Here is a 20,637-nt window from a genome sequence, read left to right on the forward strand (position 1 = left end):
TTTCCGGCAATTATTGTTTGCTAAGTTAGAATTTAATATTCCGATTGATTGGTCAATCAGTTTATTTGATGCGAGACGCGTCACCGCCGTTGCGTTACCGGCTATTTCCGATTTGCCTTCCAGCTTCCAGAATACCCTCGCGCAATATGCCGATCATGTAATCGATCTGCTCTTTGGTGATGATGAGGGGCGGAGACATGACGCACATATTGCCGAGTGGGCGCACGATAAGACCCAATTCGTAGCAATGCGCGTCGATCAACGAGCCGAGCTTCCTATCGAGGGCCGTGACCTCCGGCGAGGACGGATCGACAAGGCATTCGACGCAACCGACGAGCCCGGATGAGCGAACATCCGCGACCAGAGGAAGGTCTGCCAGACTTCTCAACTGCTCTGCGAAATAGACGGAGATGTCGCGCACGTGATCCAGAATTCCGTCATTCTCGATGACTTCGATATTCGCCAATGCCGCGGCGCAGCTGACCGGATGGCCCGAATAGGTGTAGCCATTGGAGTAATAGCCGCCTTTCGCGTTTTCGCCGCTCACCTTATTCAGCAACCGCTCGGAAATCGCGAAGCCGCCGAGCGGCACGTAGCCGGAGGTAACACCTTTTGCGAAAGTGATGATGTGAGGCACTACGCCGAATACGCTTTCGGAGGCGAACCATTCGCCACAGCGGCCAAATCCGGTGACCACTTCGTCCGAAATGTAGATAATATCGTGCTCTTCACAGACGGACTTGAACCGTGCGTGGTAGCCTTTCGGCGGGATTACAACTCCGCCCGAAGCCAGCAGCGGCTCGGCCAAAAAGACCGCGACCTTGTCGGCCCCGATCTTGGCGATTGTCTGCCTGAATTCGTCCACCAGCCAGTCGAGGAACTGCGCCTCGCTCTTGCCTTCTGAAAAGCGGATATTAGGGCTCGAAATAAAAGAAATCTTGTCCGACACAATGTCGAAATTAGCCCAATTTCCTTCGCGCCCCGAGCATGCTGCCGTAAGCGTCGTGCTGCCGTGATAGCCCTCGCGACGTACGATGATGTGCTTCTTTTCGGGCCGCCCAAGCACGTTGTTGTAGTATTCAACGAAGCGCAGGGCCGAATCCACCGCGGTAGATCCTCCCGTTGTGAAGAAGACGCGGTTCAAATCGCCTGGCGTCAAGGCCGCGATCCTCGCGGCAAGCTCCGCTGAAGGCGAATTGGTCGTGTACCAAGGGGAGTTATAGGAAAGTTTCAGCGCCTGTTCCGACATCGCGTCGGCGATCTCGCGACGATTGTAACCGATCTGCGTGCACCACATGCCGCCAGGCCCATCGATCAGGCGGCGGCCATTGGTGTCCACCACGTAGATGCCTTCGCCATACGCAATCACCGGTTTGGATGAGGTGCCGAGCTTCGACATATCTTCGGCGGGCGTCAGCAGGTGATCCCGCGCCGCGTTCTCGGTTTCCGCCGCATTCCACTGCGCACCGACCATCTTGTTCATTATGTTTCCTCCATGCGCAGTTTTTAGGTGGCCGGTCTTCAAGCTAAACGGAAGCGCTTGTCATGAGCGAAACCATGCCTAGACGGAGAGAGATAACGCAGGCCATTGGCGCATGTCAAGAAAATTGACTGTCCAGTCAATCAGTTTTCGAGATTGTCATTTTCGTTCCAAATTAAACTGCGACGGTATGTGTATGAGGAAACAAATACCGAAACTAAAACTGCATGATAGCCAATGACATGGCACGGAACTATGCGTCCCACTGCACGCAGACCGGTCTGCGGAGCAAATATTTCATGCGATCGCATATTGCTCATGTTGCTGTGCGATACTCGCTGGCGACAAAATAGTGCAGTCTTGAGCAGCGTGATGACTGGTTACAACAGTTTGTCCAAGGTTATTGGCAAGTCGCGAATGCGCTTGCCGGTCGCGTTGAAGACGGCATTGGCGACTGCTGCGGCGACTCCCGTGATACCGATCTCGCCGATACCGCGTGCCCCCAATGGCGATCGGGGGTCGGGAATATCGGTCCAGATGACATCGATTTCCGGAACATCCAGGTGCGTCGGGATGTGATAGTCGGCAAGGGATGCGTTCATTATCCGCCCGCTGCGTTCGTCGAACCAGGTCTCTTCGGTGAGCGCGAGGCCCAGCCCCATGATCATTCCGCCTTTGAACTGGCTTGTCGCGGTTTTCGGATTGAGGATTGTCCCGCAGTCGAACGAACCGAGCAGCCGGTCGACGCGTACTTCGCCAGTGACGCTGCTTACGCGCAATTTGCAAAAGATTGCGGACGTGCTGTGCATCGCAAACTTCAGTATTTCGAGCGGCGCGCTCCCGGTTGCGGTTACAATTATATCGTCCCGGGACGCTCGGGTCAGGATCGAACGGAAGCTCTCATAGCGGTCAGGTTCCTTGATGCTGGCAACACCTTCATTCGTCATAAAGACGTCACCAGCACGCAGACCCGCGATAGGGCTGTCGTTGCCGGCAAGACGAACCAGCTCGACGGTCAGCTTTTCAGCGGCGGCGATAATGGCGCCGGACAGTGAGGCAGTCTGCGACGAGCCGCCCGCCATTGGCGCGGCGGGCAGGGCCGAGTCTCCCAGCTCGATCGTGATGGCATTCATCGGGAGACCAAGACGATCTGCGGCATGTTGCGCCTGTACAGTTGCGGTTCCCATGCCCATTTCCTGCGCCGAGGATGATATTGTCGCCTTGCCGTCTTGATCAAGCTTGATGCGAACGGTGGCACTTGGCATGCGCGCATAGGGGAAACTACCGCTCGCACATCCCATTCCGATCATCCACTCGCCTTCCCGGCGTGAACCGGCCTCCGGCCGTCTCCGTTTCCAGCCGAAGCGTTCCGCACCATCGGCATAGGCCTTCGTCAAGGCACGCTGCGAGAATGGCGTACCCGACAGCGGATGCCGTTCGGGTTCGTTGCGCAAGCGCAGTTCGATCGGATCGACGCCCATTTTGTGTGCCAGTTCGTCGAGCGCGCTTTCAAGCGCGAAAGTGCCGATCGCTTCCCCCGGCGCGCGCATATATGTGTTTGGTACGATGTCGAGATCGAGATGACGTTGGATGATCTCGAAGCTTTTCGAGCGGTACAATGCGCGGGAGCTCAGGCTATATTGCTCTGGGCATGCCGCATAGGGCGGCATGATCGAGTAGCCTGTATGTATGATCGATGTGAACCGGCCTTGTGCGTCGGCGCCGATCGCGACGCGTTGTTCCGTGGGGCTGCGTCCTCCGATGATGCGGTAGACGCCCTCGCGGCTCATCATCAGGCGAACAGGACGTCCAGCAAGCCTGGCGGCGGCGATCGTAACGATTTGATGGTCCCACAGGCCCTTTCCACCAAAACCGCCACCAACATAGGGTGACAGGACGCGTACGGCGTCCTTCTTGAGACCGAACAGCCTGGCGAGTGCATTTGCGCTCGGTGCAATCATCTGCGTTGCATCATGAACGGTCAGAGTGTCGCTTTTCCAGTCGACAGTGACGGCATGCAGTTCAATGGCATTGTGATTGTGGCCCGGTGTCCGATAGACGTTGTCTACCCCATACGCGGCCTGGCCCAGTTCGCGCTCAGCGCCTCCGACGGAAACGTGGTTCTTCTCGATCAGGATAGAGGCGGGAATCCGCGCGCTGTTTTTTGCGTGCTCGAAGCCGGTTTTGGCGGAGGCGGCCTCGTATTCTATTTCGATCAAGCTGGCTGCGTGATCCGCCTGCTCTTGCGTTTCGGCAAGAACCAGTGCCACGACCTGCCCATTATATCTGATCTCGGCATCCTGCATGATGGGGAGATTGCTGTTGCCGACGGCGGAAAGGTCCGTCATGCTGATCATCGGCACGATCCCGATGCGAGGCATATTCCGGTATGTCATCACCAGGATCACGCCGGGAGCATCTTCAGCGGTTTTGGTATTAAGCCGCGTGATCCGCCCGCGCGTCACGGGGCTATGGATGAGCGACGCGTAGGACAATCCGTCCATCGCGACCTCTGCTGCAAAACGTGCTTCACCCGCAACCTTTACCGGACCATCCAGACGGGCCGCCTGGGTTCCGATTGCGCCGCGGCGTTCAATTAGCGGATCCGGTGTTCCGCCTGGCAGCCACTGCGCCGGCACCCAGCCCAATACTGTCTTGACGGACTCTATGACAACATTCTGCATCCTGCTCATCGGCCGTCTCCAATCAGTTCGAGCAGGACGGCGCTCGCCGTGCGCTTTGCCAGTTCCATTTTGAATGCGTTTCCAACCCGTGGGGTGGCATCGTCGAATTCCGCGGCGATGGCGGCTTCGAAGAGATCCGGTCGCGCAGGATTGTCCTTCAGGGCCGCCTCAGCTCTGAATGCCCGCCAGGGTTTTGGGGCGATCCCGCCAAATGCCAGATGAATATCATCGATGACGCCCTCGCGCATGGTCACGCCCGCAGCCACGGAAACCAGAGCGAACGCATAACTCGCCCGGTCGCGGACTTTACGGTAGGCCGATCGCTCAGCAAAAGGAGATGGCGGAAGCTCGATCGCTGTTATGATTTCGCCTGGTAGCAGTATAGTGTCCAAATCGGGCCGGTCACCCGGCAGCCGATGGAAGTCAACAACCGGTATAGTGCGCGCGCCATCCCGGCCCGCAATATGGACCTCGGCGTCCAGCGCGGCGAGTGCTACGCACATGTCCGACGGATGGCTTGCAATGCACGAGTCGGAGGTGCCGAGGATGGCATGATAGCGGTTGAAACCGTCCGCCGCATCGCATCCGCTGCCGGGCTGTCTTTTGTTGCAGCGAGAGCCGGCAACATCGGTAAAATAGACGCATCGCGTTCGTTGCATCAGATTGCCGGCGACCGTTGCCATGTTGCGGATTTGTGCCGATGCACCGGCAAGGATGGCCCTCGACAGCATCGGAAAGTATTTTCGAACCAAGGGATGCGCCGCGACTTCGCTGTTGCGAGCAGCGCCGCCAATAATCAGGCTGCCTTGAGATGTCCGCCGAATTTCACGCGACAGCGCGGTGACGTCGAGCAACACGGAGGGGCGTTCGACACCCTTGCGCATCAGATCGACAAGGTTGGTGCCTCCACCGAGCAGTTTGTTCCCTTCACGGGTTGCCAGGCTCGTGGCGTTGTCAAGCGAGGATGTGCGCATATATTCAAACGGGATCATGCGGCGTCCTCCTTCACCACGGTCATAATCGCCTCGACAATGCCGTTGTGCGCGCCGCACCGACAGAGATTGCCGCTCATGCGCTCGCGCACTTCTTCTGTCGAAAGCGCGATCGCATCCGCAGCCAGATCGTCGCTGATGTAGCTCGGCATGCTCAAGGCCATCTCGCGCAGCATCCCGACGGCCGAACAGATTTGCCCGGGTGTGCAATAGCCGCACTGAAAGCCGTCATGTTCAATGAAGGCGGATTGAAGCGGATGGGGTTCAGCGGCGCTTCCCAATCCTTCGATCGTCGTGACCGAGCGTCCGTCCATCTGGACGGCGAGCGTAAGGCAGGAAAGCATCCTTTCCCCATCGACCAGTACGGTACAGGCGCCACAGGCACCCTGATTGCAGCCGACCTTAGTGCCAGTCAGATGGAGATGTTCACGAAGAAAGTCGAGCAGCGAAACCCTTGCGTCGTCCGGGACGGAAACGGCATTACCGTTGATGCGTATCGTCATTGTCGTCTACCTTGGTTGGAGCAGGCGCCATCACCATTAAGATAGTACGATATTCGTATAATTCAATAGTCGGATTTTGCGATATTCGACATCATTGCGATAAAGCTTTCGCGCTCGGATGGCGATAGGCGCTCCAGCATCATCCTAAACATGTCGTTATACATCCGCTCCTGCAAGGCGACATAGTCTTCACCGGACGTGGAAAGCCGGAGCGCGACTGCCCGCCGGTTATCCTCAGGGCGATGGCGTTCGAGGAGGCCACGTTTTGCCAGGCGATCGGTCGCCGACGAAATCGTCGTCATTGCGACGCCAAGGAAGCGGGCCACATCGGATGGCCCGCAGGAAGGGTGTTTCTTCACGTAAAAGAGAACTTGCTTATCGAGTTCCGTAAGCGGTTTTTCCAAGCCGGTATCCGCCAGCTTGAAGCGGCGGGCAAACGTGTCGAGGGCTGCGCTGAGAGCGGCGATTTGCTGATCGGTAGGGGTGGTCATACACGAAGCATAATTCACCGCCCTTTGTTGTTCCAGTGATCTCGTGATGGAGCCGCCAGATGCCTCAACATTTATGCTGAAATGCTTGATTCATGGATCGCGCAATCGGAAATGTGGGGCGCTTAGTGAGCGATGATCGCCGTTTTCTCTTTACAGTTATTAACTTAGTATCTAAGTTGCCTTGTGTAGGCGCTTTAACGGTGAGGTGGTTCCAATGCGGGCCGCGTCGCCGCGCGCATGAGTTCTGATAACGCTCCTAAAGGACCCTCCTGATGATGCCTCAGCCTTACACTACCTTTGTCGATGACTGCTTTTCCGGGCGAAGCGTACTTATCACCGGCGCTGCCAGCGGCATGGGACTTGAAACCGCCCGAGCGTTTGCGTCCAAAGGTGCAGAGGTGGTGATGGCAGACCGGGATGAGGCAGGGCTCGATCGATACAGTGCGGAATTGCGTGAAAACGGCGCCAAGGTTCACAGCGTGAAGATCGATGTCGGCAATCCCGATAGCATCACCAACGCATTCGAGTATTGCGATGCCAATCTCGCGCGTCTCGATAATGTCGTTACCTGCGCAGCCATCATTACCGCCAAGCGCATATTTGAGCAGGACTGGGCGCACTGGCATAAGGTGTTGGACGTCAATCTGCTCGGATCGTTTTTTACGGTTCAGGCGGCAGTGAAGCGCATGCTCGAAAATCCCGAGGGCGGTAATATCGTTTGCATCGCGTCAGATGCGGGCGTTCATGGTGGTGGTGGTCTCATCGCCGACACAGCTTATGCCGCATCGAAGGCCGCCACCTTGTCGATGGTCAAATCAATTGCGCGAGAGCTTGCCGGGAAGAAAATCCGTATCAACGCGCTGAACCCCGGACCGACCGATTCCCCGATGCATTCGCATATCGACCAGGCACTGAAAGATCGCATTGCCGGCAACCTGCCGATGCGGCGCATGGGGCGACCGGAAGATATGGCGGCGGCCATTATGTTCCTCTGCTCAGACGCGGCGAGTTTCACCTACGGATCGGCACTCGATGTCGATGGCGGATCGATGTTCCGCTAGTTCGAAGCGAGGGGAAGAGATGCAGCAGACAGAGCGGCGATATAACTACTCCGCGGAAATTCCTGAACTTGATGATGTCGACGTACTTGTCATCGGCGGTGGCCCGTCGGGCATTTCGGCTGCGGTCGCAGCAGCACGTCTTGGCGTGCGAGTGCGGCTCGTCGAGCGTTACGGTTTTCTCGGCGGCAACCTGACTGCGGGTCTCGTCGGACCCTGCATGACTTCCTATTCGCTCGACGGCAGCCAGCAGTTGATCCGCGGTGTCTACGAGGAATTCGTGCAGGGGATGATGGCGATGGGTGGCGCGTTGCACCCAAGCACGATCCCGGCGGGGTCGTCCTATTGCGGCTTCATCGTCTACGGCCATGACAAGGTGACGCCTTTCGAGCCTGAAGCCGCGAAGATCGTAGCCCAGCGCATGTGCGTCGAGGCAGGGGTTGAATTGTTGCTGCATACCATGGTGGTGGACGCCATCGTTGATGACCGCGATGCAGACAGGCCCCGCGTTCTGGGAGTTGTTTGCGCTGGTAAAGGGGGCCTCAGAACTGCTCGCGCCAAAGTGGTCGTCGATTGCTCGGCCGATGGGGATGTCGCTCACTACGCGGGCGTTCACACCAGGCAAGGGCGAGACAGCGATGGGCTATCCCAGCCTCAGACACTGTTTTTCCGGGTGCAGAATGTCGATGACCGGATGGTAGAGGATTACGTCCGCTCCCATCCGGAGGATTTTCGTCCCTTTTCCTCAATTGTGGCCAAAGCGACAGCCGAAGGACGCTTTCCCGCACCTCGACGCGGCATCGGCCTCTATAAAACCCTCGAACCCGGTGTCTGGCGCATCAATACGGGACGCGTGCTCTTTCGCAATGGAGCCGACGCCCTGGAGTTATCACTCGCCGAGGTCGAGGGCCGCGAGCAGACGGTGGCGCTGCTCGATTTCTTCCGCAGCAATCTGCCTGGTTTTGAGAATGTCGAACTGCGGGATACGGCAACCCAGATCGGCGTGCGGGAAACCCGCCGCATCGACGGCGATTATGAGTTGACGCTGGAGGATCTGCATTCCGGCCGGGTCTTCGAGGATGTAGTTGCGTTATGCGGTTACCCTCTGGATATCCACGACCCGACTGGATCGGGCGGGGGTACCGGTGGCGAAGGGCCGGATGCGGCCAATATCTACCAGATACCCTATCGTGTGATGGTGCCGCGCACTCATGATGGCTTACTGGTCTCGGGACGCGCCGTTTCAGCAACCCATGAAGCATTGAGCGCAATTCGTGTCATGCCGCCCTGCTTTGCGATGGGTCAGGCAGCGGGAATTGCAGCAGCACTTTCCATCGGCAATCGTGCAAGCCCGCGTCATATAGATTACGAGGATTTGCGTCGAGAACTGCTGGCACAGGGTGCTTATCTCGGTTGAGTCAGAGGCGGGGCGGGCTTTTGTTTCCGCCCTCTCAACTCTGAGCCATCAGGCTTTTAAATGCAGTGTCACAAGCACCGTGCATTCGGCGCCATCGGCAAAACGAGTTGCCACACGCAACCAATTGCCGAAATGGCGGACCCGCGCTACGGCAATTTCATTCAGTTCGGCAGGCATATTGAATTCGGTTCCTTCGCGAATCCAATGCATACCGTCCGGTGAAACTTCCACCCAACCTTTAGATGGCAGGCCAATCGGCGTTTTCAGGGCGCGAATGAAGAAAACCGCTTCGCGAGCCCAGCCCGCCTCATATGGTTCACTTGCAGCCTCATCGCTCCACCGCTCATTGCGGGTGATAACGGCCGTGATGTTTTCAGGCAGCATCAGAAATCCCCGGAGATGCAGATGGAATCGACGTAGAGGAAGGCGCGCTTGGCGACGTCAGTTTCAGCGAACAGGCCGAAATTCAGCATGCACCATAGGTTTTTCATCGCCGGAATACGAATAGACTCAAAGCCTGAAACATCGAATTCGCGATCATTGCACTGCAAGCCGGTGGCCTTCATTGTGGCAAGGTCGAAATCGAAACGCAGATAGCTCCAGTTCACCTTCGTTGGGATCTCATTGTAGCAGAGGCGCTGCCCGCCATCCGGCAGGTCAAGCCAGCCTTCAGGCGCCAGATGATAGTGGCTGACGGTCTTATCCTCGGTGCCCATTGTGGTGAAGTCTGTAGTTTCGCGCTTGTATTGCCATTTCTGCATGTGCTTGCCGTCTTGCGCGTTCAAAAATCGCAGATGCGGCATTACACGCTCGCCATCGCCGTCGCGGTCGCCGCATTGCAGATCGAATAGGAAACCGACGGATCGCACGTCGGTTTCCAAGAGCTTCAGCTCTGTTGCTTCGGGTTTGAACGTGAAAAAAATCTCGAAACGAATAGGCCCTCTTTTTCGAAAGGTGTGGCGCTTGATCGCAACGTTCTGGGCTCCGGGTTTTGGCCGCGTGGCGATCTTGAGGGCATAAGATGAATCCATGCCGCCGTGGGATCCTGCATCCCAATGTCCGAGAGTGGAGAGCATGGCGCTGGAATGTTGAGCGTAGCCAGGCAACATCACATCGAGAGTATCCTCATAGTTGCCCACCAACTGCGACCAGCCGCAGTGACCGCGTGAAAAATCGTCGAATGAAAGAATGCGCGGCAGGGGGTCGAAACGACTGAGCGCCGGATCGGCGCGCAACATGGCAATGCGCATGGCTTCGGTCATTTCTGCCATAGGAGTGGCGGCGGATGTCGTCATTGCTTTGTAGACCTCATTATATTCAGAGCCACGTAACGGCATCCTGATCGATGCTCGATTATCGCTCCCATGTTTTTCTCGCCGCTCGCCAGCTTGTCTGGTAGTTCTAGCTGCGCGCTATCATCTTGGCAACTGATAAACCTAGTTGCTAAGTTGTAAGCTGCGTGATAGCTTCTGAGAAATGAGGACAGACATGGTCGAAACTCCGCGGAAATCCGTATTCACTGCCAAGCTTGCGAGCCCCTCGCGTCTGGCTGACGGAGTATCCGATGCAATAGCTGCGGCTCTGTTTGATGGACGCATATCCCCCGGCGAGCCTCTGCCGCCGGAAGGCGAGATTGCCAAGGAGTTCGGCGTTTCCAAGCCGATCGCCCGCGAGGCTCTGCGTCAACTCACGGCAGCCGGGCTGATTTTCACGCAGCAAGGCAAGGTAGCCCGCGCGAAGGCATTGAGCGGCGAGCCGATGGACAAGATTTACGGTTATGCGGTGCGCTCAAGCCTCAAGCGCTTGCGCGAAGCAAACGAAATGCGGCGCGTCATAGAGTCGGGCATTGCCCGACTCGCTGCTGAACGTTGCGATCAGCAAGGCCTGGATATCATGCAGCAAGGACTTTCCGATATGCGGGCTTCGTCGCACGAACCGGCAGATTTTACGGCTGCGGACATTCTGTTTCATCTTGGACTTGCCGTGGCGACGGGGAATTCGATGATCCGCGTCCATATGGAAAGCATGCGCTCGGTGCAACGTGAGGTATCGGAGCTCTTTTCGCGCCGCGCGAACCGCAGTGATTCAGATTGGCAGGCGACGATTGAGCGGCATCAGGCGATTTACGATGCGGTTGTGGCGGGCAATGCCGATCTCGCCGAGCAAAAAATTCGGGCGCATTTCGAGGCCGCCGATATAGCTTCGCTCGAAGTCGCCGATAAATTGGAACGCGATGAATGATGGCCGTGTCTCCCTTTTCGCTGAAAGGAAGGCGCGCTCTGGTAACCGGTGCCAGTTCGGGTATCGGCCGGGCGGTAGCGTTAGGGCTTGCCGAACAGGGTGCGGAACTCATCCTGCATCATTTTGGAAATGAGAAGGGCGCAAAAGATGTGGCGCTGGCAATCCGTAGCGGGACGCCGGTGTTGGAGGCGAATTTCACCGATGAGCAGGCGACACAGGCTTTTTGCGACCTGGTGCTCAGAGAATACGGGCCGCTGGATATTCTGGTTGCCAATGCCGCGATCGAAAACCGCGTGCCTTGGGAGGACATAAACGCCGACCACATAGGCACCCATGTGGCGTCGAATTTTTCAGCGCTGCTGACGCTGACGGCAAAACTGGTTCCGCCTATGGCTGAGCGCGGCTGGGGCCGGGTGGTCGCCACCGGCAGCGTCATGGCCGACCGCCCGCGGGCAGAAACGCTCGTCTATGCATCGCTGAAGGCGGCACAGCTGACGGCGGTGCGGGCCATTGCGCGTGAGGTCGGTCATCGTGGTGTCACGCTCAACGTCGTCTCGCCCGGCGCGATCGAAATCGAGGCCAATACAGTGCGCTACAAGGATTCAACTTTTCGCAGTGCCGTGACGGCCAAAATTCCTGCCGGGCGGCAAGGTCAGCCGCAGGATCTGGTCGGTGCGTTCGTTTTTCTGTGCAGCGATGCTGCAAGCTATATTACCGGCGCAAACATACCGGTCGACGGAGGGTGGTCGATCGGAGATGCGCCCGGTGTCCTTCCAAAGGTCGCGGGGTAAGCGACCTACGATAAGGATGTCGAGGAATGCCAAACTCCAAGTGTATGCCCATGGCATCCACTTGGTGAGGACTGTTTACCCAGCGACCAAAACGGGAGGAAACCATGAAGGCCGCACTAGCAGGTATCGCAGCATCCGCTCTGACAATATTAATGTCGACCTCCGCCACATTTGCGGTGGATCTTCGCATGACGGTCTGGACCGGTAGTGAAGCACATCTGAAAATGCTGAACGGCATTGCCGAGAGCTTCAAGGCAAAACATCCGGACGTGAATGTCAAATTCGAGACGGTGCCGGTCAATGACTATACGCAGAAGCTGACCTTCCAGGTAGCGGGCGGAAATCCCCCCGATATCGCCTGGATGATGGAGGACGCGGCACCGGCATTCGAAAACGCCGAGCTGTTAATGGATCTCGGGCCTACACTCAATGCGACTGAAGGCTACGATTTCGCCGATTTCTCACAGCCGGCCATGGCCCTGTGGCAGAAGGATGCGACGGTGTACGGTATTCCGTTTTCCACCTCGCCGTTTCTGATCTACTACAATAAGGACATGTTCGATAAAGCCGGTCTTGAGGACCCGCAGGCTCTGGCCGCCAAGGGCGAATGGAACATGGACAAGTTCCAGGAAGTTTCCAGGAAGCTCGTCGAGGCCAATCCCGGCAAATGGGGCTTCGAGTTCAAGGACGGCGAAGGCTATGCTTCCCGCATGACGCATGCCTTCCTGCCTCCGATACGCGCCTATGGCGGGGATATCTGGTCGAACAAGGAATGCGGCTTCGACAAGCCGGAAGCTGTCAAAGCGATCAAGCAGCTTCACGACATGGTCTTCAAGGACAAGTCCATCGTGCCGCCCGGCGAGCAGGGCGACTATTTCTCCGGCAGTTCGGCGATGACGGTAAACCAGATTTCCCGTGCATCTAAAATGGCGGAAACGGGTTTCAAATGGGGAATTGCTCCTCTGCCCACCGGGCCCGGCGGTGAATCGCCGGTAATTGGTCAGGCCGGCCTTGTCGTTTTCGCTCAGGGCAAAAACACCGAGCTCGCCGCCGAGTTCGTGGCGCATATGACCAACAAGGAAAACATCGCCGTCATGGAGCAGTTCTTCCCGCCCGCTCGCAAGAGCGTTCTGGAGGCCGACGCTTTCATCAACGGCAACAATCTTATTCCACCGGAGATGATGAAGAACGTCGCTGCCGCGATCGTCAATGGCCGGGTGCATCCGGCCCATGAGAAGGCCCCGCAGATCCTTGCAGCCATGGCGCCTCGCGTCGACGCTCTCTGGAAGGCGGATGCAGATGTCGATGCAGCCATCAAGGGCATTTGCTCGGCAATCCAGCCGCTGCTTTGATCATTCCGAAAATGACCGACACCGCTCAAAACAGCATGCGCAAGCCTTGGCTGACTCTGAAAGCAAGAGAAATGATGGAGGCGTGGCTGTTCGTCAGCCCCACCTTCATCGGTTTTCTCATCTTCTTTCTGGGCCCGCTCTGCGCCGTGGTCTACTACTCGATGACGGAATGGAACCTGCTAACTCAGCAGGCGACCTTTGTGGGCTTGGCAAATTTTGAGAATGCGCTGCTGGACAATCCGGATTTCTGGCATGTGGTGCGTAATTCGGTCATCTTCGCAATAGGCCTTGTGCCGCTCAACATGGCTCTTGCACTGACGCTGGCGGTTGCGCTTTCACGACCTTTCCGGGGTGTCGTGTTCTTCCGTACGGTGTTTTTCGCGCCCGTCATAACATCGGCTATCGCCTGGGCTATCGTCTGGAAATTCCTGCTGCAGGGAGAGGGTGGCTTCATCAATCAGGTGCTGGCACTTGTCGGCATCGCTGGTCCCAACTGGCTACGGGAACCGAATTGGGCAATGGCTGCGGTGATCGTTACGCGGGTCATCAAGATGGTGGGGCTCAATATGATCCTCTACATTGCTGCTTTGCAGGCTATCCCGCGCGATTATGAAGAGGCGGCGCGCCTCGAAGGCGCCTCGCGCCGGCAGATATTCAGTATGATTACCTGGCCGCTGCTCGCCCCGGCGACGCTTGTCATCATGGTCATCACCACGATCGGCTCTTTCAAGGTCTTCGATCACATCTATCAGATGACCGGCGGCGGACCGGAAAACGGTACGTTGGTGCTGGCCTTCTACATCTACCAGCAAGGCTTCAAATTCTTCAATGTGGGTTACGCTTCTGCGCTTGCGATGATCATGTTCGTCATCGTGATGGCCTTGACCCTGGTGCAGGTAATGCTCAGGCGGAAAGGCATGCAATGACGCAGCGGCAGATTCATATCCTTTATCGCATCTGCTGGACATTGGCCTTGCTGATCGTTGCAATACCCTTCGTCTTCCCGTTCATCTGGATGGTGTCGGCAGGCTTCAAGAGCGTAACAGAGATATTCGGTGCGCCAACTCTCATTCCGCGTGTTTGGCGCGGGCAGAATTTCGTCGAGGTCTTCACCTATCAACCGTTTGCGCGGCAGTATTTCAACTCGCTCTACATTGCGATTGTTGTAACCGTACTGACACTCCTGATCGCATCGCTGGCAGGCTATGCGCTGGCGCGGATGCGTTTTGCCGGTGCCGGGCTGCTGATGGTTTTCCTGATTTCAGCACTGATGGTGCCGGAAGAAGTAACGATCATTCCCAACTTTTTCCTGATGCGCGGGATGGGACTGGTGGACAGTCACTGGCCTTTGATCCTGCTGCCGACCTTCGGCCCGCAAGGCGTGATGGCAACATTTCTGATGCGCCAATATTTTCTCGCATTGCCGAAGGAGCTGGAGGACGCAGGAAGAATGGATGGCCTCACTCGCTTCGGCATTTGGTGGAAGATCGCGCTGCCCATGTCACGCCCGGCTCTGGCGGCAGTTGCCATCATCACGTTCCTCCACTCGTGGAATCTGTTCCTCGAACCTCTGATATTCGTGAGTTCGCTTGAGATGTTCACGCTTCCTTTGGCGCTCTCCAACTTCAACGACAGCTATGGTCTTCCATTGTGGAACCTGCAGCTTGCCGCAACCAGCATTGCCGTGGTGCCGATCCTGATCGTCTACCTGATCGCCCAGCGGCAAATCATCGAAAGTTTCGCGCTATCGGGCGTTAAGGGGTGAGGTATCTACTTTCATGACAAGTGTATCAATCAGAGGCCTTGAAAAGCGGTTTGGCACGGTGGACGTCATCCGTGGAGTGGATCTGTCGATCGAGGAGGGGGAATTCGTTGTTTTCGTCGGCCCTTCCGGCTGTGGCAAGTCTACGCTGCTCCGCCTCATCTCCGGGTTGGAATATATCAGCGGCGGCGAACTATCGATCGGTGGCCGGGTGGTGAATGAGGTGCCTGCATCGCAACGGGGAGTGGCGATGGTTTTTCAGTCCTACGCGCTTTATCCGCATCTGACGGTCAGGGACAATATGGGTTTCGGGCTGAAGGTTCGTAAGGTGCCTGCCGCCGAGCGTGAAAGGCGAGTTGGCGAAGCGTCCGCCACTCTCAAGCTTGAAGCGTTGCTTGATCGATATCCACGCGAACTCTCTGGCGGCCAACGCCAGCGTGTCGCCATTGGCCGGGCAATCGTCGGTAATCCTGATGTTTTCCTCTTTGATGAGCCTTTATCCAATCTTGACGCGGAGCTTCGCGTTCACATGCGCGCGGAAATTGCTGCTCTCCACAAGCGGCTTGCGACGACTATGATATACGTTACGCACGATCAGATTGAGGCAATGACGCTTGCAGACAAGATCGTCGTCCTGCGCGACGGCAGAATAGAGCAGGTCGGTTCACCCAGAGAGCTCTACGAGGCCCCCGCCAACGTCTTCGTGGCGCAGTTCATCGGCAGCCCAAAAATGAATGTGTTGCCGGCGGCAAATGCGATTCTGCTGGCGGCCGGATCTGAAGCACCTTCTTCCGCCGAAAATCTGGGTATCCGTCCGGAGCATCTCGTCATTACCGAACCGCGAGAAGACGCGCTGCAGGGAACGGTCAAGCTGTGTGAGTACACAGGCGCGATTTCTCTGCTGCACATTGTATTGCCTGACGGAAAAATATGCCTTGTCACTCACGACAAACAGGAAATGCCTGTTATCGGGAGCGCAGTCGGGCTGACGGCTCACGCGGCCAACCTGCATTTTTTTGGCAGTGACGGGCGTGCCGTCGGCCGTATGGCTGAATAGCTTAGACAATAAGCTCTCCGCTGTTCGTGCATGATCTTCAACGCCAGAAAAAGATGCGTGGCGCTAAAATAAAACTGCAGCGTGGAATCCCTCGGATACCCGACCGGCACTTTCAGACCGCAGCCAATTAGCGAATGACGATCAAAGGGCCAATCCGGGTTGCTTTCACGGCGAGCGCTTGTTTGATGAAGGCAAGGGCGGCGTCGGTGTCGGCAATCGCTATGGTGCCGCTCACTCGGCGTTGAGCGAGTGTGGTGCCGACGATGACGATCCGCCCGGGAAAGTGACGATTCATCTCTTCCACGACATAGGAAAGCGGAGCGTTTTCCACGGCGATCTGTCCGCGCTGCCAGGCCAAGGCCACGAGGCTGTCAATAGGCTGGACTGCCGTCTTGCCGCTGCTTCGGTCATAGGTGGCCTGTTCGCCTTGGGTGACGCGTACGGGCGAGTGGGGGGCGTCGTTCGAGACGACCAGAACGGAGTTTTCGGTCACGGTCACATCCGTATCGGCTTCGCCCAAGCGTACGTCAAAGGCTGTTCCCAGTGCCGTAACACGCGTAGTGCCGGCTTGAACGGTAAAAGGTCGCTCAGGTGCATGCGCCACCTGAAAAAACGCCTGTCCGCGCAGGAGATGAATATTTCGCTGCTTCCCGTCGAAGTCGACGGCGATCGCCGAGGAGGCGTTGAGCTGTACGATGGAGCCGTCTTCGAGAGCAAGGACAGGCATTTCCTCGGTTCCTGCAATCGCATCCGCCTGCAGGCGCATCGGCCCGTCAAGCAGCAGGAAGGCCATACCGAGGCCGGCGAGCAAGAGTACGGAGGCCGTAAGCGGTTTGGCTGTGCTGCGTGGTTTGACGTTGATATTGAGCAGTGCCGGGTCGGATTCAATCGCCGTTCGCGCATCGCCCAGCAGGCGCTCTGCGGCCCGGTAGGCGCGACCGTTTTCCGGGTCCCGGTCCAACCATTCCCTGAAGCGATCCTTGTCTTCGTCTGGTTGCTCGGTATCGGCGTTGCGCAGAATCCAGTCTGCTGCCTCTCGGTTGCGTTTTCGCTGAGCTCGGGTCGCGCGATTGCCCGGCATTGGCTTCTCCAGCAGCATACAGTCCTGCCTAGTAGACGGTTGGCATCGCCAATTAGGGACTCGTACCCGATCTAAAGAAGGCAGTCGAGGCAGTGCGAGAACGCACGACGAAGGTGGCGATCGACCATATTCCGGGAAATGTTGAGTTTTGCGGCAATTTCATCCGGCGAAAGGTGGTGCAGCCGATGCAGGACGAACACGACGCGACGGCGGGTCGGCAACTCGGCAATAGCATCGCGAAGAATAGCGACACGAGCCTCGATCTCGAGCAGACGGTCCGGCGCTGTCCCGACGCTGGCGACAGACAGAGCCTCCCGTGCAGTGCCGGAGAAGAGGCGCGCTTCCATACTTTCTCGCCGTAACCTGTCTATTCCCAGATTGATTGCAGAACGGCACAGGAAAGCCTTTATCGACCGCTTGTTGCGCAGGATATCGGGCTGTGCTGCAAGCTTGATGTAAAGATCGTGAACGACATCCATCGCGGTGGAGCGTGGATGGCCTCTGCGTTTCACTGCTGCCGTGATGTCTGCGTAATACGCTTCCATCGCCCGATTCAGGAGATCATTGCTGTCCAGACTGTCCCAAGCCAGCGGAGAGGAGGGGCTCGACATCGGCACTTTAATTCCCGATCCAAAAATGATGAACGCTCCCCATGAGTGATTTCTAACCCGGACAGCAATATGAAAAATGGCTATAGAATCCGTAAAAAGCCTGCAAGCGCAATAGGTTAGAATGGTTCCAAAGTCACTGAGCACGCGGCGTTAAAACAAGACTAAAAAAGTCATCTTTATATCTGATTTCGTTGGCCGATTCCTTCGATTCCTATGAAGCGGAATGCGATCTTTGACCTTGTTCAGCGTCGAGAAAAGGCGACCGGTGTTGTATATTTGTAACGTAGGAGCGATGGGCTCTCGGTCTTCATACCTACAGAGGTACGCACAGCGGCGTTCCGGCAACCGGGTCGCGGATAATGACCGACTTGACGCCGAACACATCCGCAATCGCTTCCGCTGATATGACATCCTCGGGTGGTCCGGCGGCCGTAATCTTCCCATCTTTCAGCATAACGACATGCTCGGCATAGCGAGCCGCCTGATTGAGATCGTGCAGGACGGCAACGACGGTCTTGCCGTGCTTATGCACCAGCATGGTTATCAAGTTCATCAGTTCAATCTGGTGCGCAAGATCGAGATAGGTCGTCGGCTCATCGAGCAGGAGAACCTCCGCCTGCTGCGCCAATGTCATGGCGATCCATGCGCGTTGTCTCTGGCCGCCGGATAGAGTGTCGAGCGCTGTCTCTGCAAGCGTTGTCATCCCGGTCAGCATCAACGCCTCTTCGCAGGCGTCCTGATCCTGTTTTGACCAGCGCCCGAATAATGACCGGTGCGGGTAACGGCCCTGCTGGACGAGGTCGCGCACGGTCAATCCCTCCGGCGGCACCGGTCCCTGGAGAAGAACACCGACACGTTTCGCCATCTCCTTGGTGGACAAGGTATCGATGTCATGGCTATCCAGCAGGATGGTCCCTTCCGTCGCCGCCATCAGACCAGCAAAGGTGCGCAGAATCGTGGATTTGCCGCTGCCATTCGGGCCGATCAGTGCTGTGAACCGGCGTTCCGGCACGTTCAGATCGAGATTCTCGACGATCCGGTGTTGACCATAGGCAATGAATACCTGCTGTCCTGCGAGTTTCGCCGACATGTTCTTGTCATCTCCGGGCATGACGGCGACCCCATAGAAGATATGCGAAGAAGGGAGCCCCGATTAGACCCGTGACGATTCCTGCCGGTAGTTGGGCAGGCGCAATGATCACGCGTCCCGCAAGATCGGCTGCCGTCACGAGACATGCCCCGATCAGCGCAGCGATCGGGAATATTTTTGTATGAGATGGGCCAACCAACCGGCTTGCAATATGCGGCGCGACAAGGCCGATAAAGCCGACCAGTCCTGCCGCCGCGACTGCTGCGCCGGAAATGAGCGTGCACAGCAGGATCATAAGACCGCGGATCAGGTCGACCGGCTGGCCGAGGCTTCGCGCCGAATTGTCTCCGAAGCGGATGAGGTCGAGTTCGCGGGCCGACATCCATGCCAGCACCAAGGGTATGATCAGCCAGAAAAACAGCAGCCGTACCTTTAGGAAATTGGCGTCGTAAACACTTCCGGCCAACCAGACCATTGCCCGCTGAACATCCCCAATCTCGCCAAAGGCCGAAAGGAAGGTCGTGGCGGCGCTGGCAAGTGAACTGAGACCGATGCCGATCAGAATGATGCGCAGCGACGACGTGCCGCCACGCCAGGACAAAAGATATACTGCCGCTGCCATTGCGACCGCTCCAAGAAATCCGGCAGCGGGCAGCAGCGCGGCGGGAGGATCTTGAAGAAGCACAATAACAACCATCACTGCTGCAGCAGCACCGCTGTTGATCCCCAGCACGCCCGGTTCCGCCAGCGGGTTGCGCATGACAGCCAACGTGATCGTGCCGGCTGTCGCAAGCGCGGCACCGACAAGAAGGGCGAGCAGCACGCGCGGCAGACGCAGGTCGAAAACGATCATCGTATTCTGCACGCTTGCCGCCGGCGAACCGGTGATCGTTTCGAAGAGTTCGTGCCACGATAGGGATATGTCACCCAATGCGAGGCTGGCTGACACCAGACCGATCAGGAGGAGGATGAGGACGGCGAGCAGACGCGTCATGCGGCACTCCCGGCTTTGTTTCGGGCAAGCCAGAGAAAGAAAGGCGCACCGACCAGAGCGACCGTGACGCCCACTGGAAAATTCTGGCTGGCGAAGAGCATGCGCCCGGCCGTATCCGCACCAACCACGAGCAGGGCGCCGCCAAGCGCGCTGAAGGGAAGTATCCAGCGATAATCGACACCGATGGTGATGCGCGCGATGTGTGGAACGACAAGCCCGACAAAGCCGATCGGGCCTGCGAGGGCGACCGCGCTGCCGGCAAGCAGGATGATGAGGACGACGGCGACCGCACGCCAGACCAGGGGGTTTTGCCCAAGGGAACGTGCCGCATCGGCACCAAGACTCAATGTCACAAGATGGCGCCCGAGGAAAAGGGCGCCCGCAAGTCCCGTCAGGATATAGGGCGCCACCGCGGAAGTCTGCGCCATAGTTCGCCCTGATACGGACCCGGCAGTCCAGAGCCGGACGGTATCCAGTGTGCTCTCGTCAAAGATGAGCACGGCGCTCGTCAGGGCTGTCAGAAATGTCGCGACGATCGTGCCGGCGAGAACGAGCCCGACGGTCGACTGGCCAGCCAGGCCGAAGGAGCCGAGCCCGTAAACCACGATGGCGGCGCAGCCCGCGCCACAGAAGGCGAACCACAGATAAATGTCGCTGGTTCCCGCGCCGAAAAGTGTCATGACCAGCACGACGGCAAAAGCTGCACCAGCATTGATGCCGAGTAGCCCCGGCGAGGCGAGCGGGTTGTTGGTCACCGCCTGCATGATCGCGCCGGAGACCGCGAGCGCACTACCGGCAAGCATTCCGGCAAGCACGCGCGGGAGGCGGATTGACATCACCAGCAAATGCTCGCGCGCGCCGTCAAAATGGCAAATGGCATCCCAGACGGTGAGAAGCGGAATATAGACCGTTCCCAGCGTGACGGCCCACATCGATGTCGCGCCCAGCAGACAGAAAAGCAGGAGCAGGGCGAAAAGCCTGCTCCTGCCGGTCATGGCTGCGCGGCCCGGAGGCCTTGCGGCTGCCGTAATCC

General features: G+C 57.6%; 20 protein-coding genes. 8 read left to right on the plus strand and 12 right to left on the minus strand.

What is annotated here, in order from left to right:
• Positions 1-94 precede the first annotated feature (94 nt).
• From ABFT80_RS13080 to ABFT80_RS13100, 5 genes are all read right to left on the minus strand, one after another.
• Complete coding sequence (locus ABFT80_RS13080; RefSeq protein WP_347972368.1) at positions 95-1,483, minus strand: aminotransferase; 1,389 nt, start codon at positions 1,481-1,483, stop codon at positions 95-97.
• A gap of 377 nt (positions 1,484-1,860) precedes the next feature.
• The gene (locus ABFT80_RS13085) at positions 1,861-4,164 is read right to left on the minus strand and encodes a xanthine dehydrogenase family protein molybdopterin-binding subunit (RefSeq protein WP_347972549.1); all 2,304 of its coding nucleotides are present in this window, start codon (positions 4,162-4,164) and stop codon (positions 1,861-1,863) included.
• Between the two features lie 5 nt (positions 4,165-4,169).
• Positions 4,170-5,156: an FAD binding domain-containing protein gene (locus tag ABFT80_RS13090; RefSeq protein WP_347972369.1), complete on the minus strand. Its 987-nt coding sequence runs from the start codon at positions 5,154-5,156 to the stop codon at positions 4,170-4,172.
• The gene (locus ABFT80_RS13095; RefSeq protein WP_347972370.1) at positions 5,153-5,659 is read right to left on the minus strand and encodes a (2Fe-2S)-binding protein; all 507 of its coding nucleotides are present in this window, start codon (positions 5,657-5,659) and stop codon (positions 5,153-5,155) included. The genes ABFT80_RS13090 and ABFT80_RS13095 overlap by 4 nt, the downstream gene beginning before the upstream one ends.
• A gap of 62 nt (positions 5,660-5,721) precedes the next feature.
• Positions 5,722-6,150, minus strand: a complete 429-nt coding sequence (locus tag ABFT80_RS13100; protein ID WP_347972371.1) for a MarR family winged helix-turn-helix transcriptional regulator — start codon at positions 6,148-6,150, stop codon at positions 5,722-5,724.
• Positions 6,151-6,425: 275 nt separating this feature from the next.
• Here ABFT80_RS13100 and ABFT80_RS13105 point away from each other — a divergent pair, with 275 nt between their 5' ends.
• Together ABFT80_RS13105 and ABFT80_RS13110 are read left to right on the plus strand one after the other, a co-directional pair.
• Positions 6,426-7,211, plus strand: coding sequence for an SDR family NAD(P)-dependent oxidoreductase (locus ABFT80_RS13105; RefSeq protein ID WP_347972550.1), 786 nt, complete (start codon positions 6,426-6,428; stop codon positions 7,209-7,211).
• 19 nt (positions 7,212-7,230) lie between these two features.
• Positions 7,231-8,625, plus strand: coding sequence for an FAD-dependent oxidoreductase (locus tag ABFT80_RS13110; RefSeq protein ID WP_347972372.1), 1,395 nt, complete (start codon positions 7,231-7,233; stop codon positions 8,623-8,625).
• Between the two features lie 48 nt (positions 8,626-8,673).
• Here ABFT80_RS13110 and ABFT80_RS13115 read toward each other — a convergent pair whose 3' ends face one another.
• Together ABFT80_RS13115 and ABFT80_RS13120 are read right to left on the minus strand one after the other, a co-directional pair.
• Positions 8,674-9,009 (minus strand): hypothetical protein, encoded by a 336-nt coding sequence (locus tag ABFT80_RS13115; RefSeq protein WP_347972373.1) that lies wholly within the window; start codon positions 9,007-9,009, stop codon positions 8,674-8,676.
• On the minus strand, positions 9,009-9,875 hold the full coding sequence (locus ABFT80_RS13120) for a DUF6772 family protein (protein WP_347972551.1): 867 nt from the start codon (positions 9,873-9,875) through the stop codon (positions 9,009-9,011). The genes ABFT80_RS13115 and ABFT80_RS13120 overlap by 1 nt, the downstream gene beginning before the upstream one ends.
• A gap of 238 nt (positions 9,876-10,113) precedes the next feature.
• Between ABFT80_RS13120 and ABFT80_RS13125 the strand changes: the two genes are divergently transcribed.
• From ABFT80_RS13125 to ABFT80_RS13150, 6 genes are all read left to right on the plus strand, one after another.
• Complete coding sequence (locus ABFT80_RS13125; protein WP_347972374.1) at positions 10,114-10,866, plus strand: FadR/GntR family transcriptional regulator; 753 nt, start codon at positions 10,114-10,116, stop codon at positions 10,864-10,866.
• Complete coding sequence (locus ABFT80_RS13130) at positions 10,866-11,657, plus strand: SDR family NAD(P)-dependent oxidoreductase (RefSeq protein ID WP_347972552.1); 792 nt, start codon at positions 10,866-10,868, stop codon at positions 11,655-11,657. Before ABFT80_RS13125 ends, ABFT80_RS13130 begins: the two co-directional genes overlap by 1 nt.
• A 104-nt stretch (positions 11,658-11,761) precedes the next feature.
• Entirely contained in the window at positions 11,762-13,009 is a 1,248-nt protein-coding gene (locus ABFT80_RS13135) for an ABC transporter substrate-binding protein (protein WP_347972375.1), read from the plus strand.
• Positions 13,010-13,020: 11 nt separating this feature from the next.
• A complete protein-coding gene (locus ABFT80_RS13140) occupies positions 13,021-13,935 on the plus strand; it encodes a carbohydrate ABC transporter permease (RefSeq protein ID WP_347972376.1) in 915 nt (304 codons plus the stop codon).
• Positions 13,932-14,774, plus strand: a complete 843-nt coding sequence (locus tag ABFT80_RS13145; RefSeq protein WP_347972377.1) for a carbohydrate ABC transporter permease — start codon at positions 13,932-13,934, stop codon at positions 14,772-14,774. Before ABFT80_RS13140 ends, ABFT80_RS13145 begins: the two co-directional genes overlap by 4 nt.
• A gap of 13 nt (positions 14,775-14,787) precedes the next feature.
• Positions 14,788-15,828: an ABC transporter ATP-binding protein gene (locus ABFT80_RS13150; protein WP_347972378.1), complete on the plus strand. Its 1,041-nt coding sequence runs from the start codon at positions 14,788-14,790 to the stop codon at positions 15,826-15,828.
• Positions 15,829-15,955: 127 nt separating this feature from the next.
• Here ABFT80_RS13150 and ABFT80_RS13155 read toward each other — a convergent pair whose 3' ends face one another.
• The 5 genes from ABFT80_RS13155 to ABFT80_RS13175 all read right to left on the minus strand — a co-directional run bounded on the left by ABFT80_RS13155 (position 15,956) and on the right by ABFT80_RS13175 (position 20,599).
• Entirely contained in the window at positions 15,956-16,909 is a 954-nt protein-coding gene (locus ABFT80_RS13155) for a FecR family protein (protein WP_347972379.1), read from the minus strand.
• A 71-nt stretch (positions 16,910-16,980) separates the two neighbouring features.
• Positions 16,981-17,520, minus strand: coding sequence for an RNA polymerase sigma factor (locus tag ABFT80_RS13160; RefSeq protein WP_347972380.1), 540 nt, complete (start codon positions 17,518-17,520; stop codon positions 16,981-16,983).
• Positions 17,521-17,833: 313 nt separating this feature from the next.
• Entirely contained in the window at positions 17,834-18,610 is a 777-nt protein-coding gene (locus tag ABFT80_RS13165; RefSeq protein WP_347972381.1) for an ABC transporter ATP-binding protein, read from the minus strand.
• A 7-nt stretch (positions 18,611-18,617) separates the two neighbouring features.
• A complete protein-coding gene (locus ABFT80_RS13170; RefSeq protein ID WP_347972382.1) occupies positions 18,618-19,604 on the minus strand; it encodes a FecCD family ABC transporter permease in 987 nt (328 codons plus the stop codon).
• Positions 19,601-20,599: a FecCD family ABC transporter permease gene (locus ABFT80_RS13175; protein WP_455189936.1), complete on the minus strand. Its 999-nt coding sequence runs from the start codon at positions 20,597-20,599 to the stop codon at positions 19,601-19,603. Before ABFT80_RS13175 ends, ABFT80_RS13170 begins: the two co-directional genes overlap by 4 nt.
• Positions 20,600-20,637: the final 38 nt, after the last annotated feature.

The sequence above is a fragment of the Foliimonas ilicis genome, assembly GCF_039939195.1.
Lineage (GTDB): Bacteria > Pseudomonadota > Alphaproteobacteria > Rhizobiales > Rhizobiaceae > Foliimonas > Foliimonas ilicis.

Bases quoted from the DNA above. Each gene is read 5' to 3' on its own strand.
- ABFT80_RS13080 (WP_347972368.1), bottom strand. From the start codon at position 1,483: ATGAACAAGATGGTCGGTGCGCAGTGGAATGCGGCGGAAACCGAGAAC.
- ABFT80_RS13085 (WP_347972549.1), bottom strand. From the start codon at position 4,164: ATGCAGAATGTTGTCATAGAGTCCGTCAAGACAGTATTGGGCTGGGTG.
- ABFT80_RS13090 (WP_347972369.1), bottom strand. From the start codon at position 5,156: ATGATCCCGTTTGAATATATGCGCACATCCTCGCTTGACAACGCCACG.
- ABFT80_RS13095 (WP_347972370.1), bottom strand. From the start codon at position 5,659: ATGACGATACGCATCAACGGTAATGCCGTTTCCGTCCCGGACGACGCA.
- ABFT80_RS13100 (WP_347972371.1), bottom strand. From the start codon at position 6,150: ATGACCACCCCTACCGATCAGCAAATCGCCGCTCTCAGCGCAGCCCTC.
- ABFT80_RS13105 (WP_347972550.1), top strand. From the start codon at position 6,426: ATGCCTCAGCCTTACACTACCTTTGTCGATGACTGCTTTTCCGGGCGA.
- ABFT80_RS13110 (WP_347972372.1), top strand. From the start codon at position 7,231: ATGCAGCAGACAGAGCGGCGATATAACTACTCCGCGGAAATTCCTGAA.
- ABFT80_RS13115 (WP_347972373.1), bottom strand. From the start codon at position 9,009: ATGCTGCCTGAAAACATCACGGCCGTTATCACCCGCAATGAGCGGTGG.
- ABFT80_RS13120 (WP_347972551.1), bottom strand. From the start codon at position 9,875: ATGCGCATTGCCATGTTGCGCGCCGATCCGGCGCTCAGTCGTTTCGAC.
- ABFT80_RS13125 (WP_347972374.1), top strand. From the start codon at position 10,114: ATGGTCGAAACTCCGCGGAAATCCGTATTCACTGCCAAGCTTGCGAGC.
- ABFT80_RS13130 (WP_347972552.1), top strand. From the start codon at position 10,866: ATGGCCGTGTCTCCCTTTTCGCTGAAAGGAAGGCGCGCTCTGGTAACC.
- ABFT80_RS13135 (WP_347972375.1), top strand. From the start codon at position 11,762: ATGAAGGCCGCACTAGCAGGTATCGCAGCATCCGCTCTGACAATATTA.
- ABFT80_RS13140 (WP_347972376.1), top strand. From the start codon at position 13,021: ATGACCGACACCGCTCAAAACAGCATGCGCAAGCCTTGGCTGACTCTG.
- ABFT80_RS13145 (WP_347972377.1), top strand. From the start codon at position 13,932: ATGACGCAGCGGCAGATTCATATCCTTTATCGCATCTGCTGGACATTG.
- ABFT80_RS13150 (WP_347972378.1), top strand. From the start codon at position 14,788: ATGACAAGTGTATCAATCAGAGGCCTTGAAAAGCGGTTTGGCACGGTG.
- ABFT80_RS13155 (WP_347972379.1), bottom strand. From the start codon at position 16,909: ATGCCGGGCAATCGCGCGACCCGAGCTCAGCGAAAACGCAACCGAGAG.
- ABFT80_RS13160 (WP_347972380.1), bottom strand. From the start codon at position 17,520: ATGTCGAGCCCCTCCTCTCCGCTGGCTTGGGACAGTCTGGACAGCAAT.
- ABFT80_RS13165 (WP_347972381.1), bottom strand. From the start codon at position 18,610: ATGTCGGCGAAACTCGCAGGACAGCAGGTATTCATTGCCTATGGTCAA.
- ABFT80_RS13170 (WP_347972382.1), bottom strand. From the start codon at position 19,604: ATGACGCGTCTGCTCGCCGTCCTCATCCTCCTCCTGATCGGTCTGGTG.
- ABFT80_RS13175 (WP_455189936.1), bottom strand. From the start codon at position 20,599: ATGACCGGCAGGAGCAGGCTTTTCGCCCTGCTCCTGCTTTTCTGTCTG.